This window comes from Nocardia vinacea NBRC 16497 (genome assembly GCF_000308835.1).
Taxonomy (GTDB): Bacteria; Actinomycetota; Actinomycetes; order Mycobacteriales; family Mycobacteriaceae; genus Nocardia; species Nocardia vinacea.
In genome coordinates this window covers 22,577-43,895 of record NZ_BAGN01000056.1, presented here as the reverse complement: position 1 = coordinate 43,895, position 21,319 = coordinate 22,577, and the positions used below count along the sequence as shown (strand labels likewise).

The window sequence follows — 21,319 nt, the reverse complement described above, 5'->3', positions numbered from 1 at the left end:
TTCCTTGTACTTCTGCAGGATCCGCTTCACTTCGTTGGCGACCCGGAAGTGCTCCGCACCGACGATCGAGGCCTCCAGGATGCGGGAGGTCGAGGTCAGCGGGTCGACGGCCGGGTAGATGCCCTTCTGCGAGATCGGGCGGGAGAGCTCGGTCGTCGCATCGAGGTGGGCGAAGGTGGTCGCCGGGGCCGGGTCGGTGTAGTCGTCGGCGGGCACGTAGATGGCCTGCAGCGAGGTGATGGACCGACCACGGGTCGAGGTGATGCGCTCCTGCAGCTCACCCATCTCGTCGGCCAGCGTGGGCTGGTAACCGACGGCCGAAGGCATGCGGCCGAGCAGGGTCGACACCTCGGAACCGGCCTGGGTGAACCGGAAGATGTTGTCGATGAACAGCAGCACGTCCTGGTGCTGCACGTCGCGGAAGTACTCGGCCATGGTCAGGGCCGAGAGCGCGACACGCATACGGGTGCCCGGCGGCTCGTCCATCTGGCCGAAGACGAGGGCGGTGTCCTGGAGGACGCCCATCTCTTCCATTTCCAGGTGCAGGTCGGTGCCCTCACGGGTGCGCTCACCGACGCCCGCGAACACCGAGGTGCCGGAGAACTCCCGCGCGATACGGGTGATCATCTCCTGGATCAGCACGGTCTTGCCGACACCGGCACCACCGAACAGACCGATCTTGCCGCCCTTCACGTACGGGGTCAGCAGGTCGATGACCTTGATGCCCGTCTCCAGGATCTCGGTCTTACCCTCGAGCTGGTCGAATGACGGAGGCTTGCGGTGGATGCCCCACTGCTCGCCGTCGCGGCCGAGGCCCGGGGTGTCGAGGCAGTCGCCGAGGGCGTTGAACACGTGGCCCTTGGTGATGTCACCGACGGGCACCGAGATCGGCTTTCCGGTGTCGGTGACAGTGGCGCCACGGACCAGACCGTCGGTGGGCTGCATCGAGATGGTGCGCACGATGTTGTCACCGAGGTGCTGGGCGACCTCGAGGGTCAGGGTCTTGGCAACCGAGGTCAGGGTGATCTCGGCGTGCAGAGCGTTGAACAGCTCAGGGATGGAACCCCGCGGGAACTCGACGTCCACGACGGGGCCGATGACGCGGACGACGCGACCTGTTTTCGCGCCGGTCCGGCTCTCTTGTGTGACTGCTGCGGTCATTTTTCTCTTCCTGCGCCTTTAGTCGCGGTCCGAGCTCGAAGCCAGCGCGTTCACGCCGCCGACGATTTCGCTGATTTCCTGCGTGATCTGGGCCTGCCGCACCGAATTCGCCTGCCGGGTAAGCACATTGGCCAGTTCGTTGGCGTTGTCGGTGGCTGCCTTCATTGCGGTGCGCCGAGCCGCGGACTCGGATGCCGCTGCCTCGAGCAACGATGAGTAGATGCGCGTGTTGATGTACTTGGGCAGCAACGCCGCCAGCAGCACATCGGCATCGGGCTCGAACTCGTACTGCGCGGTGAGTTCCGCGGTCGGCGAGTCGGTGAAGCTGTCCTCACCCATGTCGTAGTCTTCGTCGACATAGCTGACCTGGATCGGCGCCAGGCGACGAACCTCAGGGGTCTGGGTCAGCATCGAGACGAAACGGGTGTACACGATGTGCAACTCGTCGACGCCCTCGATATTGCCCACCCCGTTCGGGGCCGGAACCTCAGCCTCGGAGCCCGCCATGAACGCGTCCACCAGGTGGTGGCACGCGGCCGTGGCATCGTTGTACTTCGGCTGCTGGGAGAACCCGGTCCACGCGTTGACCACCGGCCGATTCCGGAAGGTGTAGTACGTGAGGCCCTTGTTGCCCATCACGTACAGCACCGGCTCCTTGCCCTCACCGCGCAGGGTGACCATGAGCTCCTCGGCGCGCTTGAGCACGTTGGAGTTGTAGCCACCGCACATACCGCTGTCACTGGTGATCACCAGGACGGCGGCGCGGCGGGGGTTGGCCCGCTCGGTCAGCAGCGGGTGCGACAGACTCGTCGACGCACTCGCCAGTTCACCGAGGACCTTGGTGATCTCCTCGGCGAACGGCTTCGCGGCCGCAACCCTGGCCTGGGCCTTGGAGATTCGCGAGGTCGCGATCAGCTCCTGGGCCTTGGTGATCTTCTTGATCGAACTCACACCACGAATGCGGGAGCGCAATTCACGCAAGCTTGCCATCAGCGGTTCACACTCCCTTCAGAATCGAATAGCGCATCAGCGGCTCGATTACTTCTCGACGTGCTTGCGGGTCACCGACAGCGATTCGACCTCTTCGTGGTCGAGCTCACCGGCGGCAGCCTCGTTCACGACGCGCGAGCCGTCGGAAGCGAGGAAGCCCTGCTTGAACTTGTCGGTGGCCGCCTTGATGGCATCGCCGTTCTCGTTGTCGAGGACCTTGCCGCCCTCGATCGACTTGAAGGCGTCGGCCGCACTACGGTGCAGATCCTCGAGCAGTTCCACGTTGAAGCGACGGATGTCGGCGACCGGAACCGAGTCGAAGTAGCCGGCGTCGACCAGGAAGATCGAGACGATCTGGTCCTCGACCGGAACCGGCGAGTACTGATCCTGCTTGAGCAGCTCGACCCAGCGGGCACCGCGCTCCAGCTGTGCCAGCGACGCGGCGTCGAGGTCGGAGGCGAAGGCGGAGAACGCCTCCAGCTCGCGGTACTGCGCCATTTCCAGACGCAGCGAACCGGCGACCTTCTTCATGCCCTTGGTCTGGGCGGCGCCACCGACACGGGAAACCGAGGTACCGACGTTGATCGCCGGACGGACACCCTTGTTGAACAGGTCGGACTCGAGGAAGACCTGGCCGTCGGTGATGGAGATGACGTTGGTCGGGATGAACGCCGAGATGTCATTGGCCTTGGTCTCGATGATCGGCAGACCCGTCATCGAGCCGGCGCCCATCTCGTCGGACAGCTTCGCGCAACGCTCCAGCAGACGCGAGTGCAGGTAGAAGACGTCACCCGGGTACGCCTCGCGGCCCGGCGGACGACGCAGCAGCAGCGAGATGGCGCGGTAGGCCTCGGCCTGCTTGGTCAGGTCGTCGAACACGATCAGGACGTGCTTGCCCTGGTACATCCAGTGCTGGCCGATCGCCGAACCGGTGTAGGGCGCAAGCCATTTGAAGCCGGCCGAGTCCGAGGCGGGGGCCGCGACGATGGTGGTGTACTCCATCGCACCGTGCGATTCCAGCGCGGTCTTCACGCCCGCGATGGTGGAACCCTTCTGGCCGATCGCGACGTAGATGCAGCGAACCTGCTTGTTCGGGTCGCCGGTCTCCCAGTTCGCCTTCTGCGCCAGGATCGCGTCGATGCAGACCGCGGTCTTACCGGTCTTGCGGTCGCCGATGATCAGCTGACGCTGACCACGACCGATGGCGGTCAGGGCGTCGATGGCGGTGATGCCGGTGGCCAGCGGCTCCTCGACCGGCTGACGCTGCAGCACGGTCGCGGCCTGCAGCTCGAGCACGCGCTGCTCTTCGGCCTCGATCTCGCCGAGGCCGTCGATCGGCTGGCCGAGCGGGTTGACCACGCGGCCGAGGAACTTGTCACCGACGGGGACCGAGAGCACGTCGCCGGTGCGGCGAACCTGCTGGCCCTCTTCGATTTCCGCGAACTCACCGAGGATGACCGCGCCGATCGCGCGGTCCTCGAGGTTCAGCGCGACGCCGAGCACGCCACCCGGGAACTCGAGCAATTCATTGGCCATCGCCGAGGGCAGGCCACTGACGTGCGCGATGCCGTCGCTGCAGTCGGTGACAACACCGACTTCTTCGATGGAGGTTTCCGGGGTGTAGCTCTGGGTGTAGCTCTCGATCGCGCTACGGATCTCATCGGTGGAGATCGTCAGCTCCGCCATAGTCTTCCTGCTCTCGCTGTCTGGTCTGGATGTCGGGGGAGGTGGGTCGTCAGGCCAGAGCCCGACGCAGCCGTTCCAAGCGGCCGGTGGCGCTGCCGTCGATCAGGTCGTCGCCGACCTGCACCACGACGCCGGTCAGCAGACTCGGATCGACCTGCACGTGCACCGTGACCGGCTTGCCGTAGATGCGCTGCAACGACGCCCCGAGATGGTCGCGCTGCTGGTCGGTCAGCGCGACCGCGGCACGCACATGCGCGACGATCTGATCGCGCCGCGCGGCCGCGAGATCGGACAGCTCGCCGAACGCGCCGCCGATATTCGTCGACCGGGTGACCACCTGATCCGCCAGGGTCTGGGTGATGGTCTCGGTCTTGCCCGCGAGCAGCCGGTCGATCAGTTCGCGCTTGGCCGCTGCGGGCTTCGCACGATCCGAAAGTGCCTGCTCCAGTTCGGGATTGTCGCCGATGATCCGGCCGAGCCGGAACAATTCGTCCTCGACCGCCCCGAGTCGTCCGCTGTCGGCGGCGGACTCCAGCAACGCCTCCTGGCCGAGCAACACCAGGGTGTCGACCAAATCGGCGGTGCGCGACCAGTTCTGGGCCACCGCGGTGGTCAGCACCGCCAGGGTGGCGGGGCTGACCTTGCCGCTGAAGACCCGCTCGCTGAGTTCGGCGCGCACCGAGCCGGGCACCGACACGTCCGCGAGCGCAACACGCAGCGAACGCTGGTCATCCAGCACGGCGACAACGGCGAACAGTTCCGACCCCGTTGTGGCCGCAACACTGTCGCTTCCGGTCAGAGCGGCCCGAAGTGCCTCCCGTGCCCGGGAGCTTGCCTCGCGGCTCGCTGCGTACATGCTTCTCACTTTCGCGTCGCTACCTTCCGACCCCGATGCCGGCATCCGACTGATCGAGTTCGGACAGGAACCGGTCGATCGATGCCGCTTGCTTAGCTTCGTCCGAAACCGACTGCCCGATAATCTTTTCGGCCAAATCGACGGCAGTTTTGCCGACTTCGGCGCGCAGCTCGGTCAGGATCTGCTGGCGCTGTGCTTCCAGCTGGCTGTGACCGGCAGCGACGATGCGGTCGCTTTCGGCCTGTGCTTCCGCGCGCATCTGCGCGAGGATCTGCTGGCCCTGGGTGCGTGCGTCCTCACGGATGCGCGCCGCCTCGAGCCGGGCGTCGGCCAACTGCTGCTGGTACTGCTGCAGCGTCAGCTGGGCTTCTTCCTGCGCGGCCTCGGCCCGCTGGATTCCACCCTCGATCTTGTCCGCACGTTCATCCAACACCTTGATGAGGCGCGGGATGACGTACTTGTAGAAAATGACGCCGATGATCGCAATGCAGACCACCGACCAGACGATGTCGTAGGTCTCGGGGATAAGGGGATTGATGTCCTCCCCTGTCTCCGCCGCGAGCAAAGAAAGCGTGCTCATAGCAATCTCAGAAGATGAAGCCGGCCACAAGGCCGATCAGGGCGAGGGCCTCGGTGAACGCGATACCGAGGAACATGTTGGTGCGGATGGTGCCCTGCAGCTCGGGCTGACGGGCAATACCCTCGATGGCCTTACCGACGACGATGCCTACGCCGATGCCCGGGCCGATGGCGGCCAGGCCGTAGCCGATGGCGCCGAAGCCCTTGAACTTCTCCGACGTGGTCGCGGCTTCCTGGGCCAGGTACGCGAGGCTCATGAGTCTTCCATTCCCTTTCTTTTGCTCACCCGCCGGTCGGCGTGGTGTAGCAGATATCCGGTAGTTGTTCGGTCAGTGCGAATCGGCGTGTTGTGCGAGTCCGATGTAAACGGCGGTCAGCAGCGCGAAAACGTAGGCCTGCAGGAAGATGACCAGCATTTCGAACAGCGTGAACCCGAGTCCGGCCAGCAGCGAGAACGGCGAGAACACCTTCATCCAGGCCGCGGCGTCGAACAGGAAGAACCAGGTGGCGCTGAAGAACAGCACCAGCATGATGTGGCCGGCCAGCATATTCGCCATGAGTCGGACGGTCAGCGTGAACGGACGCAGGATGAACGTCGAGACGAACTCGATCGGAATCAGCAACACGTGCAATGCGGGCGGAACATTCGGAACGACGATGCTGCTGCGCATGTAGGTGACGAACCCGTACTTCTTGATACCCACGAAGTTGAACGCGAGGTACGCGATGAGGGCCAGCACCAGCGGCATGCCGATTCGGGCGTTCGACGAAATGTTCAGCCCCGGAATGATGCCGGAGAAGTTGAGAAAGAGAACCGTGAAGAAGATCGTCGCGATCAACGGGAGGTACTTGCGACCGGATTCCTTACCGAGCACCTCTTCGGCAATCTGATCCTTGACGAAGACCAAACCGGTTTCGGCGATGTTCTGCAGACCACGCGGGACGATGCGAGGATTGCGGAATGCCAGCACCATGACGAGCACCAGCACGGCGGTCATCAGCAGCCGGATCAGCATCAAACGGTCGAGTTCGAACGGCGTACCCTCGAACAGCACTGCTGGAGGGAAGAAGTCGGACAGCGATGGCGCGTGGAACTCGCCCGCCAAAGTGGTGACGCTCAGCGTTCTCTCCCGTGTTCGGGCCGCGGGTACGGTCATTCCCGCGGTTCGATCGGACATTGACGATCAATTGGGTCGACTCAGGTCGGCTCGAAAATTCGTCAGCAGCTGTGCGGCAACCCGCATGGGCGTCTGTACGTAGTGTCGGCGACATTCGTCGACATGCAGAACCGGAACCCCTCGGAGCCCGGTACGGCAGTAAGCATAGCTGCCACTCAGCGGGATCTCGGTGATCCCCCCTTGCTTGGTCGCTTGCTTACCAACACTTTACCAAGTTATCTACGACAGCGTGTAGGTGGGGGCGATTATTGCTGCGTAGAGGGCAAATCGGACTCACCGGTCGGTACGTTTACATACGGAACCTTCTGGCGCAGAACGCCATACGTCTCCGCGCCGAGCACGATGAGCAAGGACCCGACCACGGTGAGGAACAGTGCCATCCGGTCGTAGAAATCGAACCGCTGCAGCACCGCGATCACGATCATCGCGACCAGCAGCTTGCCCACCCAACTCACCAGCATGACCAGGCCCGCCGTGCTCGCCGGCAGCTTCGCGCCGAACAATACGACGGCCGCGGTGGTGAGAATGAAGCCGCCGCCGATGGCCGCGCCGAGCAGTGCGCCCCAGAGTCCGGACAGGCCCGCGACAGCCGAGGCGATGGCCACCGAAACCACCACCAACACGCCCAAACCGATCACGCCGTAGCGCAGCGCCGCCTTCAGCGGAGCATCGGGACCGGGGACAGGGTTAGTGAGACTCACGACTGCGCCTCGCTGACGCTCGGCTCCGTCGTTCCTCTGGACGCTGTGTTGATGGTTCGCTCGCTTCGCTCACTCACTACCCAAACTTTACCTGGAGCTTGCTTTACGAATCCGCGGGCTCCTTGCGCCGCAGGCCCGGTATGGCGGTCACCACCAGCGCGAAAACCAGCCCGCCCGCCATCATCAACACCACGATCCGGCGATCATGGATCAGCGAAGTGCCGACGGCGCCGAAGGCGAGCACGCCGACCCATAAATAGATCACCAGCACAACGCGACGGTGCGAATGTCCGATCTGCAACAGCCGGTGATGCAAGTGCATTTTGTCCGGTGTCGAGAAACTCACACCGGCCCGAACCCGGCGCACGATCGCCAACAGCAGATCCAATACCGGAATGAACATCACCGCACCGACGAGCAGCAGCGGCGAAAGCAGACCGACGATGTCGCGAGGTCCGTAGCCTGCCAAATTGATGCGCCCCGAGGCGCCCGTCGACACCGCAGCCAACATCAGCCCGATCAACATCGAACCCGAATCACCCATGAATATCCGGGCGGGCGAAAAATTGTGTGGCAGAAATCCCATGCAGGCACCCGCGAGCGCGGCGGCGAGCAGGGCAGGCGGATATGTGTCGACCGAACCGCCCTGGCTGTAGAGCAGGCCGACAGTGAATACGAAGACCGCACCCGCGCAGATCAGGCCCAACCCGGCCGCGAGACCGTCGAGTCCGTCGACGAAATTCATCGCGTTGACCAGCGTCACCGTGATTCCGACCGTGACCAGGCCGCCCTGCAGTGCGTCCAGCACCACTGTCGTGTCGTTGAACGGGTTGTAGATGACGTACCAGCTCAGGCCCATCACCGCCATCACACCGGCGGCGGTGACCTGGCCCGCGAATTTGGTCAGCGCGTCCAGGCCCCAGCGGTCGTCGACGATGCCGACGAGCACGATGAGGGTGGCCGCCACCAGCACCGCCGGAATATCCGGCGCGTAATCGAAACCCCTTCGCAGCGCGGGCAATTGATGCGCGAACAGCACCGCCGCGACCACCCCGACGTACATGCCGACGCCGCCCATTCGCGGAATCGGTTTGACGTGCACATCGCGCTCGCGCGGCACCGCCACCGCGCCGAAGGCGATTGCGAGTACCCGAATTCCGCCGGTGGCCAGGAAGGTCACCGTGCCCGAGATGAGAAGCACGAGCAGCAGCTCGCGCAAAGGAACTACCGCACCCGAACCGATCATCCGTTTATCTGATCCGCCATACGATCACTGCGTCCCGAGGTCACCGCGTCGCGACGCTGGTCAGCGCCTCCGGGGACATTCCGAGCACATCTGCGATATCGCCGACCGGTACCGCGCCCGCGCGCAGGATCCGCGGCTGATCGGCGGTGAGGTCGACGATGGTGGACGCGATCGCGTGTTCGGCCGGGCCACCGTCGAGATAGACGCCGACCAGATCGCCGAGCTGATCGCGCGCCTCGGCGGCGGTCTTGGCGGGAGGCTGTCCGGAGACATTGGCGCTGGAGACCGCAAGCGGTCCGACCTCGCGCAGCAGTTCCAGCGCGACCGGGTGCAGCGGCATCCGCAGCATGACCGTGCCTCGGGTGTCACCGAGGTCCCAGGCGAGCGAAGGCGCCTGCTGCACAACAAGACTCAGCCCACCGGGCCAGAATGCCCGGATCAGCTCGCGGGCCTGCGGCCGCACCGAGAACACCAGACCGTCGATGGTGTGCCAGGAGCCGACCAGCACCGGTACCGGCATATCGCGACCGCGCCGCTTGGCGGCGAGCAGATCGCTCACCGCAGTGGAATCGAACGCGTCGGCGGCCAGGCCGTACAAGGTATCGGTCGGCAGTACGACCAGCCGGCCGGATTTCAGGGCACTGGTGGCCGCGGTCAGTCCGGCGGCGCGCGAGTCGGGATCCGCGCAGTCGTAGACGGTACTCACGGCCACCATCCTGTCACGCGTGCCACTCCATGCCACCATCGGCGGGGGTTGGTTGCCTCCGGTGATCGCGCGGCGAGTCGAATGGACGCTCTGCGAGCACCCGAGAACAACCATTGCGACTCGCCTCGACGAGTTGGTCACACTGGGAGCCGGCATGGGAACGCGGGCCGGCTCAGCTCCGGGTCGCGGCGACGAAACGGGGCTTACCCGCGAGGTCTGGGTGCTCGACGATGTCGGTGAAATCACCCTGCTCGGCCAGCAGAGCGGCGAGATCGGAGCCGTTGGTGTCGTCGTGCTCGATGGCGCAGGAGCCGCTGGGACGAAGCAGGCGGGTGATGGTGGGGATCATCCGACGGATGACGTCCAGCCCGTCCGGACCGCCGAAGAGGGCCAGATGCGGATCGTGATCGGCGACCTCGGGATCGAGTTCGGCGCCTTCGGGAATGTACGGCGGATTGGCGACGACGAGATCGACCTCACCGTTCAGTTCGGTGAGCAGATTCGGATCGGTGACATCGTCGGCGTACAGGGTGATCGGGGTGTCGCCCTCGGCAATGCGCAGATCGGCATTGCGGCGCGCCCATTGCAGGGCGGCGGGATCGATTTCGATCGCGTGCACGTCCGCATCCGGGCGGGCCTGGGCAATGGCAAGTGCCAGCGCACCGGAACCGGTGCACAGATCGACGACCACCGGTGTGTGATCGTGCGGCAGCGCCTCCAATTGCGCCAATGCCCAGGCGAACAGCAGCTCGGTCTCGGGACGCGGCACGAAGACGCCGGGGCCGACCGCGAGCTCGATTTCGCCGATCGCCGCGGTGCCGGTCAGGTGCTGCAGCGGAATACGCTGCGCGCGCCGGCCCACCAGGGCGCGATATTCCTCGAGGAGTTCCGGCGCGACCAGCGGGGTGAGCGCTAGCCTGGTCCGCTCGACACCGAGCAAGTGGGCGGCCAGATGCTCAGCGTCGGCCTGCGGACTGTGCACACCCGCTGCCCGCAGAGCTTCCACCGCCTGGTTGATGGCGGGGCGCAAGGCCACTCGCGTCATGGGCTGGTCCGCCTCTTCTTTGCCGGTCGTAGGTGCTCGAAGACTCGCATCGCGGGCCGCGGATCGAGGATCCAGGGGGCAGGACTCGATTACTCCGCGGCCATTCGGGCTTCGCGATCCGCCTTGCCGAGGGCGTTCAGGAGTGCGTCCATATCACCATCGAGCACAGCGTCGAGGTTATGCGCCTTGAAGCCGATGCGGTGATCGGTGATGCGGTTTTCCGGGAAGTTGTAGGTGCGGATGCGCTCGGAGCGGTCCACGGTGCGGATCTGGCTGGCGCGACCGGCCGCGGCTTCCTGATCGGCCTGTTCCTCGGCGAGCGCCTGCAGGCGAGCCGCGAGCACCTGCATGGCGCGGGCCTTGTTCTGCAGCTGGGAGCGCTCGTTCTGGCAGGTCACCACAATGCCCGAGGGCAGGTGGGTGATGCGGACCGCGGAGTCGGTGGTGTTGACGCCCTGGCCGCCCTTGCCGGAGGAGCGGTAGACATCGATGCGCAGATCCGATTCGTCGATCTGCACCTCTTCGACCTCGTCGGGCTCCGGGTAGATCAGCACACCGGCCGCCGAGGTGTGGATGCGGCCCTGCGATTCGGTCACCGGAACCCGCTGGACACGGTGCACGCCGCCCTCGAATTTGAAGCGGGACCAGACACCGTCGCGCGCGGCGTCACGGCTCTTGATGGAGATGGTCGCGTCCTTGTAGCCGCCCAGGTCGGAGATGTTCACATCGAGAATCTCGACCTTCCAGCCATGCCGCTCGGCATAGCGGACGTACATGCGGGCCAGATCCGAGGCGAACAGCGCCGATTCCTCGCCGCCCTCGCCGGATTTCACCTCGAGCACCACATCGTCGCCGTCGTGCGGGTCACGCGGAGCGAGTAGATCCGCGAGGATCTGCTCCAACTCGGTGACCTGTTGTTCCAAGCCCGGCACCTCGGCGGCGAAAGATGCGTCATCGGCCGCGAGTTCCTGCGCGGCGGCGAGATCATCGCGCGCGGACTTCAGTTTGTTGTAGGTGGCCATGATCGGGGCCAGCTCGGCGAACCGCTTGCCGACCCGGCGCGCGGCACCCGGATCGTTGTGCAGCGCCGGATCGGCGAGCTGCGTCTCCAGGCCCGCGTGCTCGGCCAGAATGTCATCGATCGCGGACGGTTGCGTCACGGTGCTTCCTCTCTTTATCCGTACTGGCCACACAAAAGCGCCGACGCCCGGCCTGCAGTGCAGGACCGGGCGTCGGCGAGGAAGCTAGTTTGCGTCGGCCTTCTTGCCGGCACGCTTGCCGTAGCGCGCCTCGAAGCGGGCCACACGACCACCGGTGTCGAGGATCTTCTGCTTGCCGGTGTAGAACGGGTGGCACTGCGAGCAGACCTCGACGGTGATGTGTCCCGACTCCTTGGTGCTGCGAGTCTGGAAGGTGTTGCCGCAACCACAGACGACCGTGGTCTCGACATACGCCGGGTGAATTCCTGCCTTCATGGGTGTCCTCTCGATATTGGCCGCCGGGTCGCCCGCGCAGATAGCGAGGACGTGAACCGGAGCCGACTTAGGCGGGAGGCCTGCTCGTCGGAGCAGGCGCAACGACCGCTCAGTATGCCAGAACAGCCGTTACGCTCCCAAAACACCCCCGGCCCCCGGTTTGTTCCCCGCCCTAGGTAGTCCCCAAGTCTCATTGCCAATTGAACTACTGGCACGCGGAGATCGTGTTCTTACGGAACCCTTAATTCGGGTAGTCCGCTACTCGTGGATACGAACACAACTGTTCATAGAGTTTGAGGCCTGATGCACATCGGCGTGCCGAGACAGAAAGGAGAACCCTGTGAACAGCCGCATTGCATTGGCGGTCTTCGTTTCGTTGATTCTCGCTGTCGCGGTCGGCTGGTTTGCCGTTCCGGATAGTCCGGAAACCACCTACACCTACGCGAAACCCACTGCCGCACAATACGATACCGCCGCGAGCACCGGGAGCCCGGCGGCCACGACGGCGATCATCCTGGCCTTCATGATCGCGGGCGCGGCAGGCATCGGTCTGACCTTCTTCAGCCCCAGAACGCCGAAAGGGCGCTCCCCCGCCGCCCCGAGCCTTGTGCCGGACGTCGTGTACGTGGAGAGTCCCGTCGCGGACCGGCGGCAGGTAGCGGGCTTCAGCTCTGGACGTACCCCGAAATCAGTAATGGCGTGTGCGCAAAATGTACGGGGACTCCGCCTGAGCGGAGCCCCCGTTCATTCACTCGTCGAGCGCACCCGGTGCGGTCTTGCTGACCTGCATCAGGAACTCGAGGTTGTTCTTGGACTTCTTCAGACGGTCGATCAGCAGATCGATCGCCTGGTGCGAGTCCAGGCCGGACAGTACGCGGCGCAGCTTGTGCAGCACCGCCGCCTCGTCGGGGCTGAGCAGTAGCTCGTCCTTACGAGTACCGGACGGGTTCACATCGACGGCCGGGAACACGCGCCGTTCCGCGATCTTGCGGTCCAGCTTGAGCTCGGCGTTACCGGTGCCCTTGAACTCCTCGAAGATCACCGTGTCACCGGTGGAGCCGGTCTCGACCATGGCGGTCGCGATGATGGTAAGCGAGCCGCCGTTCTCGATATTGCGTGCCGCGCCGAGGAACCGCTTGGGCGGGTACAGCGCGGTCGAGTCGACACCACCGGAGAGGATGCGGCCCGAGGCGGGCGAGGAGTTGTTGTACGCACGGCCCAATCGGGTGATCGAGTCGAGCAACACCACAACGTCTTTGCCCATTTCCACCAGGCGCTTGGCGCGCTCGATGGCCAGTTCGGCGACCGAGGTGTGATCTGACGGCGGACGGTCGAAGGTCGAGGCGATGACCTCACCCTTCACCGAACGCTGCATATCGGTGACCTCTTCCGGACGCTCGTCGACCAGCACAACCATGAGGTAGACCTCCGGGTTGTTGATGGCGATGGCGTTCGCGATGTCCTGCATGATCGTCGTCTTACCGGCCTTGGGCGGGGAGACGATCAGGGCACGCTGGCCCTTGCCGATCGGCATGATCAGGTCGATGACACGCGTGGTCAGCTTGTTCGGCTGAGTTTCCAGACGCAGGCGCTGGTTCGGGTACAGCGGGGTGAGCTTGGCGAATTCGGGTCGCCGCTTGGCCGCGTCGACCTCACCGCCGTTGACCGTATCCAGCCGCACCAGCGGATCGAACTTCTGGCGCTGGTTGCTCTGCTCACCGTCGCGCGGGGCGCGCACCGCACCGGTGATCGCGTCACCGCGGCGCAGGCCGTTCTTGCGGACCAGGTTCATCGAGACGTAGACGTCATTCGGTCCGGCCAGGTAGCCGGAGGTGCGCACGAAGGCGTAGTTGTCCAGCACGTCGAGGATGCCCGCGACCGGCTGCAGGACATCGTCCTCGCGGATCTCGAGCTCGCGGGCCTCACCGCCACCGGTGCCACCCTCGCGGTCGCGACCACGACGACGTTCCCGGAACCGGCGTCCCCGCCGTCCGCGACCGCCCTCGTCCTCGTCACCGCCACGGTTGGCCTCGCCGCGGCCGCCGCCCTCGCCGCCGCGGCCGCCATTGGCACTGCCGTTCTGGTTGCGGTCGCCGCCCTGATTGCGCTCGCGGCGGCGTTCGCCCTGCTCCTGCTCCTGCTTGGGCTCGTCAGCACGGGCCTCGCCCGCGGCGGTATCGCCACCAGCGCGCGCCTGGTCGCGACCGCGACGCTGCCTGCCGCGACCGCGCTGACCGCCCTCGCGACCGGAATCCTCGGCGGTCTCCGTCGGCGCGGCCTCGGCCTGGGCCTGATCGGACTTCGACTCGGCAGACTTCTCGGCGACCTTCGGCGCTGCGGATTCGGCGACGGCCTCCTTCGCGACAGCCTGTTTCGCCGGAGCGTCCTTGACTTCCTTCGCCGGAGCCGGAGCCTCCTTCGCCGGGGCAGAAGCGGCGGGCGCCACGTCGAGGGTCCCCTGCTCGGCCTTCGCCGGCGCCGCCTTGGCGGCGTCCGCATCGGACTTCACCTCGCCACGCGCGGACTTTTCCGCCTTCGCCGACTTTCCGGCCTGATTTTCCTTGATGGCGGCGATCAAATCGCCCTTGCGCATTCCAGAGGTGCCTCGGATACCGAGCTCCCCCGCGAGCGCGCGCAATTGCGGCAACAGCATTCCAGTCAGCCCCGATCGTGCGACGTCGGTTTGTTCGCTCATCTTCGAAATCTGTCCGGAGTCACTTTCGCGGTCCCCTGTCGGGTTGGAATCCACCCCGGGTGTCGCGAGCAGGTCCGTATCTGTCACGGAAATCCTTTCCTTCCCTCGATTGCCGTGTGCTGATTCGAGGGTTTCGTCCCGCAGTCCGTGCGTTCTGCCGGACTCGGATGCGAGGGCCGAGCACAAAGCTCGGACCGGCGCTTTTTGCCGTATCACCTGCCCCGCCGGACCGGCGGCTTCGCCACCAGTTCCCGAAAGGTGGGAGAGATCATTCCAGTTGCGCAGCTACGCAGCACCCCCATGGCCTGGAGGCTCGAGCCTGGAGCCTGCTGGAGCGATTGCCCTGATGAAGCACCGGCGTCTGATGCGCACGATGTACGGACGTGCTCAGGATAGCTGGCAACCTGGAACCTCGGCAAGGCAGACGCGCCGTCAGTCGACCTGGACGCCTTCCGCGAGTCCCGGTTCGACCACGCGGAGCCCGTCTATGGCCGCGAGTTCACGGAGTTCGGCGGGGAATTCGCTGGTACCCAAGGCCAGTACGGTCGGACCCGCGCCGGACACCGTTGCCGCGATCCCGGCCGCACGCAGCCGGGCGATCCATTCGGTGGTCAGCGGCAGTGCGGGCGCGCGCTGGGTCTGATGCAGACGATCGGCCGTCGCAGGCAGGAGCAGGTCGGTACGTTGCGTCAGGGCGACGACCGCCAGCGCGGCGCGGCTGACATTGAACGCGGCATCACCATGCGGCACGACCTCGGGCAACAGGCCGCGGGTATGCGCGGTCGAGGAGCGCTCTTCGGGAATCAGCACCACCGGACGCAGCGTGGGATGCGGATCGAGGCGCACCGCACGGTAGACGCGGCCGTGATCGAGCGCCACGGCACCGTCGTTGGTGGCGTCCGCGGCGGTTTCGGTCCAGGACACCACGATTCCGCCGAGCACGCTGGCCGCGGCATTGTCCGGATGACCTTCGAATTCCGATGCGAGCTGAACCAATTGGTCACTGCCGATGGCCAGTGCCGGATCCAATTTCGCGGCGAGACCGCAGCCCGCGGCAAGCCCGCCGACCACCGCCGAGGCCGACGAACCGAGACCCCGCGAATGCGGAATTACGTTGCGGCACACCACATCGAGGCCATCAGCCCAGACGCCCGCCGCCTCCAGGCCGCGCTCGATCGCGCGCACCACGAGATGTGAAGGGCCCCATGGCACATCGTCGGCACCCTCGCCTTCCACCCGGATGTTAAGGCCGGAATCGGTAGTGCGCACCTCGATCTCGTCGTAGATGCCCAAAGCCATACCGAGCGAATCGAATCCGGGGCCGAGATTGGCACTGGACGCGGGCACCCGCGCGGTCACGGACAGACCGGCGGGCAGCGTCCTGGTCATCAGTTGGCTTTCGCGCGAATTCACTCAGGCCAGCTCGAGTTCGTGGGCGACCGCGATCGGGTCAACCGGAATCGCCTGTACCTGCGGCATTCCCGCGAGCGCGTTGTCCGGATCCTTGAGGCCGTTGCCGGTCACCGTGCACACGACGGTCAGCCCGGAATCCAGCCAACCTTCTTTGCGCGCGGCGAGCAGGCCGGCGATGCTGGCCGCCGAGGCGGGCTCGACGAAAACACCCTCGGTCGCGGCGACCAGTCGGTACGCCTCCAGGATCTCCTCGTCGGTGGCGGCGCGGAAGGCGCCACCGGACTGCTCCTTGGCCTCCACCGCGCCGTTCCAGGACGCGGGCGCGCCGATCCGGATGGCGGTGGCGATGGTCTCCGGATCCTTGACCGGGGCACCGTTGACCAGCGGGGCGGCGCCCGCGGCCTGCACACCGAGCATGCGCGGCAGGCCGGTGGTGATGCCGTCGGCGTAGTACTCGCGGTAACCGCGCCAGTAGGCGGTGATATTGCCCGCATTGCCCACCGGGAGGGCGTGCACGTCGGGCGCCTTGCCGAGCACATCGCAAATCTCGAACGAGGCGGTCTTCTGCCCCTCGATACGGGCCGGATTCACCGAATTCACCAGACCGACGGTCGGGAATTCCGCGGTGACCTTGCGCGCCAGCTCGAGACAGTCGTCGAAATTGCCGTCGACCTGGATGATCTTCGCGCCGAGCATGACGGCCTGGGCCAGCTTGCCCATGGCGATTTTGCCCTGCGGAATCAGCACCGCACAGCTCATCCCGGCCCGGGTCGCGTAGGCGGCGGCCGATGCCGAGGTGTTGCCGGTGGACGCGCACAGCACCGCCTTCTGCCCGCGGTACTTCGCGTCGGTGATGGCCATGGTCATGCCGCGGTCCTTGAAGGACCCAGTCGGGTTCAGGCCCTCCACCTTGAGATAGACATCACAACCGGTCAGCTGGGACAGATGCGGTGCGGGCACCAGCGGGGTGCCGCCCTCGTACAGGGTGACCGGCTCCCAGTCGGCGGCACCGGCCAGCCGATCACGGTAGGCGGCGATCAGGCCGGGCCACCGGGAATGCACTCCTGCCTGCGGTGCGACGCCAGTCCTATGCCCACCTGGCGCCCGACCGCCATCCCTCGCGGAATCGCTACGCGATGCAGTTGTCATTCGTTGGTGCCTTCCAATCTCAGAACGCTGGTCACGGATGTGACGGATTCCATTTCCGCCAGGGCGGCGACGGTGTCCGCGAGCGCCGACTCCGAAGCGTGGTGGGTGACCACGACCAGGCGCGCACCCTCGCCGTGTCCTTCCTGACGGACCGTCGAGATGCTCACCTCGTGGTTGGCGAATTCGCCCGCCACCTTGGCCAGCACCCCGGGTCGATCCGCGACCTGCAGGTTCACGTGGTAGCGCGTGGGCGTATCGCCCATCGGTGCGATCGGTAGCTCAGCATAAACCGACTCGCCCGGAGCGCGGCCACCGAAGAACTTATTGCGCGCCGCCATCACCAGATCGCCGAGTACCGCCGACGCCGTCGGGGCACCGCCCGCGCCCTGACCGTAGAACATCAGCCGCCCGGCGTTCTCCGCCTCGACGACCACCGCGTTGAATGCGCCGGTGACCGCGGCCAAGGGGTGCTTGCGCGGAATCAGGGCCGGGTAGACGCGCACCGAGACGCGCTCCTTGCCACCCTCTTCCGGGCTCGGTTCGCCCGGACCCGCGGCGACCCGCTCGCAGATGGCGAGCAGTTTGACCGTGCAGTCCAGTGCGGAGGCGGTCTCGAGATCCTCGGCAGTGATCTTGGAAATGCCCTCGCGGTACACATCGGCCGCGGTAACCCGGGTATGGAAGGCCAGCGAGGCCAGAATCGCGGCCTTGGCGGCGGCGTCGTAACCCTCGACGTCGGCGGTCGGATCGGCCTCCGCGTAGCCGAGGCGGGTGGCCTCTTTGAGGGTGATCTCGTAATCGGCGCCGGTCTCGTCCATCGCGGAGAGGATGAAGTTGGTGGTGCCGTTGACGATGCCGACGACCTTGTTCACCCGGTCACCGGACAGTGACTGGATCAGCGGGCGCACCACCGGGATCGCACCCGCGACGGCGGCCTCGAAATACAGGTCGGCGCGATTGCGCTCGGCGGCGGCAGCGAGTTCGCCGGTGTAGTCGGCCAGCAGGGCCTTATTGGCGGTCACCACGGATTTGCCCGCGTTGAGCGCGGCCAGAATGAGACGGCGGGCCGGATCGATGCCGCCGATGACCTCGACCACCAGATCGACATCGTCGCGGGCGACCAGCGCGTCGGCATCGGTGGTCAGCAGTTCGGCCGGGATGCCGCGGTTGGCGTCCAGATTGCGCACGGCGACGCCGCGCAGCACCACCGGCGCACCGACGCGCGCGCGCAGATCATCGGTGTGGTCGCGCAGAATGCGCACCACCTCGGTGCCGACATTGCCCATCCCGAGGACCGCGACCCCGATCGGACGATCGGTTCCCCATACGCCGAACTTCGCTGCGTCCGTCATGATTCCACCTCCAGGCTGAGCAGATCCGCCACCGTTTCCCGGCGCAGAATGAGTCGCGGCACACCGTTCCGCACCGCGACGACCGCCGGCCGAGTCAGCTGGTTGTACCGGCTGGACATCGAGTAGCAGTACGCGCCGGTCGCGGCGACGGCGACCAGATCGCCGGGGCCGACATCGGCGGGCATCCATGTATCGCGGATGACGATATCCCCACTCTCGCAATGCTTTCCGACGACCCGGGCGACCACCGGCGCAGCGTCCGAGGAGCGCGAAACCAGGCGGCAGTCGTAGTCGGCCTGATACAGCGCGGGGCGGATATTGTCGCTCATGCCGCCGTCGACGCTGACATAGCGCCTGCGCAGCCCGCCGTCGAGCGAGACGTCCTTGATGGTGCCGACCTCGTAGAGGGTGACCGTGCCCGGTCCGGCGATGGCGCGGCCGGGTTCGACGGCGATCTTCGGCTCGGGCAGTCCGGCGCGGCTCGCCTCGGTGGCGACCAGCTTGCGCAGGCTCGCGGCGAATTCGTCGAGCGGCGGCGGATCGTCATTGGGCAGGTACGAAATGCCAAGTCCGCCACCGAGATCCAGTGTGGCGATCTGCGCGGTGCGCTCGATGCCGAATTTGTCGATGGCCTCGCGAAGCAGGCCGAGCATGCGGCGCGCAGCGATCTCGAAACCATCGATTTCGAAGATCTGCGAACCGATGTGGCTGTGCAGACCTACCAGTCGGAGATTATCGGCCTCGAAGACGCGGGCGAGTGCCTCCATGGCATCCCCGCCCGCGATCGAGAAGCCGAACTTCTGATCCTCGTGTGCGGTCGAAATGTATTCGTGGGTATGGGCTTCCACACCGACGGTGACGCGGACGAGCACATCCTGTACGACTCCGGCGCGGCCCGCGATGGCCTCCAGGCGCTCGATCTCGATCAGCGAGTCGACCACCACATGCCCGACACCCGCCTCGACGGCGGCCGCCAGCTCGGCGACCGATTTGTTGTTGCCGTGCAATGCGATTCGGTTCGCGGGAAAGCCCGCGTGCAGCGCGACGGCCAGTTCGCCGCCGGAGCAGACATCGAGGGAAAGGCCCTCGTCGCGAATCCAACGGGCGATCTCACCGCACAGGAATGCCTTGGAGGCGTAGTGAACTCGCGTGTCCGGGCCGAAGGCGGCGACCATATCGCGGCAGCGGGAACGGAAGTCGTCCTCGTCGACCACGAACAGCGGGGTGCCGAACTGCTCGGCGAGCTCGTGCACCGGCACACCGGCCAGCTGTACGACACCGTCGGCATCGCGAGAAGCGTTGCGCGGCCACACATTCGCGGGTAGATCGATCATCTGCCCGGGATCGCGCGGACGCTCCGCGAGACTTGGAGCGTGTGGGATTTCGGCGTGCCGTGGACCGGCAGGGTGGGCACTCATCACATACGCTCCGGTGCACTAACGCCGAGCAGCCCGAGGCCGTTGCTCAGCACCTGACGGGTGGCATTGGCCAGGGCCAGCCTGGCGGCATTGGTCGGCGTGACGGGTTCGTCGCCGAGGGGCAGTACGCGCAGATTCTTATTGGTCTGGAACCGGTGGTAGGCACCGGCCAGTTCCTCCAGATACCGTGCGACGCGGTGCGGTTCACGCAGGCTCGCGGCGCTGGTGACGGCGCGCGGGTATTCGCCGATGGTGCGGATGAGTTCACCCTCTTCATCGGCGGTGAGCAGACCGAAATCCGGTGTCACCGTGTCGTATTCGAATTCGGCCGCGTTGCGCGCGATGGACGCGGTCCTCGCGTGCGCGTATTGCACGTAGTAGACCGGGTTCTCGTTGCTCTGGCTGGTCCACAGGTTCAAGTCGATATCGATGCTCGAGTTCACCGAGCTGCGCACCAGCGAGTACCGGGAGGCGTCGACGCCGATCGCCTCGACCAGATCGTCGAGGGTCACCACGGTGCCCGCACGCTTGGACATTCGCACGGCCACACCGTCTTTGACGAGATTCACCATCTGCCCGATGAGCACCTCGACGGTGGCCGGATCATCGCCGAAGGCGGCCGCAGCGGCCTTCAAACGGCCGATATAGCCGTGATGGTCCGCACCGAGCATGTAGATGCACAGATCGAAGCCGCGCGAGCGTTTGTTCTGGAAATAGGCGATATCACCGGCGATATATGCGGCATTGCCATCGCTCTTGAGAACGACGCGGTCCTGATCGTCACCGTATTCGGAGCTGGCGATCCACCAGGCCCCGTCCTTTTCATAGAGGTCGCCGGAATCCTTGAGCTTGGTGACGGCCTGTTCGACCGCACCGGATTCGAATAGCGAACTCTCGTTGAAGTACACGTCGAAATCGGTGCCGAATTCGTGCAGCGATTCCTTGATATGGGCGAACATCAACTCGACGCCCTCGGCACGGAAAAGTTCGAGCTGCTCGTTTTCCGGCAGGGTCGCCGCCTCGGGGTGCACGGCCACGATCTGGGCGGCGATATCGCCGATATATTCGCCCGCGTAACCGTTCTCCGGGGTCGGTGCGCCGGTAGCGGCGGCAACCAGGGATTTGGCGAAGCGGTCGATCTGCGCGCCGTGGTCGTTGAAGTAGTACTCGCGGGTCACGTCGGCGCCCTGCGCGGCCAGAATGCGGCCGAGCGCATCGCCGACGGAGGCCCAGCGGGTGCCGCCGAGATGCACCGGACCGGTCGGATTGGCCGACACGAATTCCAGATTGATCCGGGTGCCCTTCAGGGTGTCCGAAGTGCCGTAGGCCGCGCCCGCGGTCAATACCTGTTGCAGGATCGCGCCCTGCGCGGAGGCGGCGAGCCGGATGTTGAGGAAGCCGGGACCGGCGACCTCGGCGGTATCGATGGTGTCCGTGGTGGCCAGTGCCTCGGCCAGCCAGGTCGCCAACTCGCGCGGATTCGTTCCGGCCTTCTTACCTACCTGCATGGCCACATTCGTGGCATAGTCGCCATGTTCCGGATTACGGGGGCGCTCCACGTTGACCTCGTCGGGCAGGACCGCAGGGTCCAGTCCACGTTCGACAAGCACCTTCGCCGCGGTCGCGCGAAGGAGATCTGCAAGGTCAGCTGGAGTCACGAGTCTCTATC

General features: G+C 65.7%; 19 protein-coding genes. All 19 read right to left on the bottom strand.

Going from position 1 to position 21,319, the window contains the following annotated elements; genetic code table 11:
- On the bottom strand, nt 1-1,161 hold a 1,161-nt coding region (gene atpD / locus ON44_RS06840), incomplete at its 3' end, for a F0F1 ATP synthase subunit beta (RefSeq protein ID WP_040687120.1).
- An 18-nt stretch (nt 1,162-1,179) separates the two neighbouring features.
- Nucleotides 1,180-2,151 carry a F0F1 ATP synthase subunit gamma gene (locus ON44_RS06835; RefSeq protein ID WP_040687119.1) on the bottom strand — a complete coding sequence of 324 codons (972 nt, stop codon included), beginning with the start codon at nt 2,149-2,151 and terminating at the stop codon, nt 1,180-1,182.
- 48 nt (nt 2,152-2,199) lie between these two features.
- Nucleotides 2,200-3,837, bottom strand: a complete 1,638-nt coding sequence (gene atpA, locus ON44_RS06830; protein ID WP_040687118.1) for a F0F1 ATP synthase subunit alpha — start codon at nt 3,835-3,837, stop codon at nt 2,200-2,202.
- 49 nt (nt 3,838-3,886) lie between these two features.
- Nucleotides 3,887-4,693 (bottom strand): F0F1 ATP synthase subunit delta, encoded by an 807-nt coding sequence (locus tag ON44_RS06825; protein ID WP_040687116.1) that lies wholly within the window; start codon nt 4,691-4,693, stop codon nt 3,887-3,889.
- A gap of 19 nt (nt 4,694-4,712) precedes the next feature.
- The gene (locus ON44_RS06820) at nt 4,713-5,273 is read right to left on the bottom strand and encodes a F0F1 ATP synthase subunit B (RefSeq protein WP_040687114.1); all 561 of its coding nucleotides are present in this window, start codon (nt 5,271-5,273) and stop codon (nt 4,713-4,715) included.
- A 7-nt stretch (nt 5,274-5,280) separates the two neighbouring features.
- On the bottom strand, nt 5,281-5,529 hold the full coding sequence (locus ON44_RS06815) for an ATP synthase F0 subunit C (RefSeq protein WP_040687112.1): 249 nt from the start codon (nt 5,527-5,529) through the stop codon (nt 5,281-5,283).
- A gap of 72 nt (nt 5,530-5,601) precedes the next feature.
- Nucleotides 5,602-6,429: a F0F1 ATP synthase subunit A gene (gene atpB, locus ON44_RS06810; RefSeq protein WP_174415005.1), complete on the bottom strand. Its 828-nt coding sequence runs from the start codon at nt 6,427-6,429 to the stop codon at nt 5,602-5,604.
- Between the two features lie 266 nt (nt 6,430-6,695).
- Nucleotides 6,696-7,151: a Cg1360 family ATP-synthase-associated protein gene (locus ON44_RS06805; protein ID WP_040687110.1), complete on the bottom strand. Its 456-nt coding sequence runs from the start codon at nt 7,149-7,151 to the stop codon at nt 6,696-6,698.
- A gap of 103 nt (nt 7,152-7,254) precedes the next feature.
- Entirely contained in the window at nt 7,255-8,397 is a 1,143-nt protein-coding gene (locus ON44_RS06800; protein WP_040687108.1) for a glycosyltransferase family 4 protein, read from the bottom strand.
- A 40-nt stretch (nt 8,398-8,437) separates the two neighbouring features.
- Nucleotides 8,438-9,103 (bottom strand): L-threonylcarbamoyladenylate synthase, encoded by a 666-nt coding sequence (locus tag ON44_RS06795; RefSeq protein ID WP_040687133.1) that lies wholly within the window; start codon nt 9,101-9,103, stop codon nt 8,438-8,440.
- A gap of 172 nt (nt 9,104-9,275) precedes the next feature.
- On the bottom strand, nt 9,276-10,148 hold the full coding sequence (gene prmC / locus ON44_RS06790) for a peptide chain release factor N(5)-glutamine methyltransferase (RefSeq protein WP_040687106.1): 873 nt from the start codon (nt 10,146-10,148) through the stop codon (nt 9,276-9,278).
- Between the two features lie 89 nt (nt 10,149-10,237).
- A complete protein-coding gene (prfA, locus tag ON44_RS06785) occupies nt 10,238-11,308 on the bottom strand; it encodes a peptide chain release factor 1 (RefSeq protein ID WP_040687105.1) in 1,071 nt (356 codons plus the stop codon).
- 84 nt (nt 11,309-11,392) lie between these two features.
- Nucleotides 11,393-11,623, bottom strand: a complete 231-nt coding sequence (gene rpmE, locus ON44_RS06780; protein ID WP_040687104.1) for a 50S ribosomal protein L31 — start codon at nt 11,621-11,623, stop codon at nt 11,393-11,395.
- A gap of 748 nt (nt 11,624-12,371) precedes the next feature.
- On the bottom strand, nt 12,372-14,405 hold the full coding sequence (gene rho, locus ON44_RS06775; RefSeq protein WP_040687103.1) for a transcription termination factor Rho: 2,034 nt from the start codon (nt 14,403-14,405) through the stop codon (nt 12,372-12,374).
- 345 nt (nt 14,406-14,750) lie between these two features.
- Nucleotides 14,751-15,707, bottom strand: coding sequence for a homoserine kinase (gene thrB, locus ON44_RS06770; protein WP_040687132.1), 957 nt, complete (start codon nt 15,705-15,707; stop codon nt 14,751-14,753).
- Between the two features lie 24 nt (nt 15,708-15,731).
- Complete coding sequence (gene thrC, locus ON44_RS06765) at nt 15,732-16,793, bottom strand: threonine synthase (protein WP_040687102.1); 1,062 nt, start codon at nt 16,791-16,793, stop codon at nt 15,732-15,734.
- An 83-nt stretch (nt 16,794-16,876) separates the two neighbouring features.
- Nucleotides 16,877-18,232: a homoserine dehydrogenase gene (locus ON44_RS06760; protein WP_051181644.1), complete on the bottom strand. Its 1,356-nt coding sequence runs from the start codon at nt 18,230-18,232 to the stop codon at nt 16,877-16,879.
- Nucleotides 18,229-19,650 (bottom strand): diaminopimelate decarboxylase, encoded by a 1,422-nt coding sequence (lysA, locus tag ON44_RS06755; RefSeq protein ID WP_040687101.1) that lies wholly within the window; start codon nt 19,648-19,650, stop codon nt 18,229-18,231. Before lysA ends, ON44_RS06760 begins: the two co-directional genes overlap by 4 nt.
- Complete coding sequence (gene argS, locus ON44_RS06750; protein ID WP_040687099.1) at nt 19,650-21,308, bottom strand: arginine--tRNA ligase; 1,659 nt, start codon at nt 21,306-21,308, stop codon at nt 19,650-19,652. The genes lysA and argS overlap by 1 nt, the downstream gene beginning before the upstream one ends.
- Between the last annotated feature and the right edge of the window lie 11 nt (nt 21,309-21,319).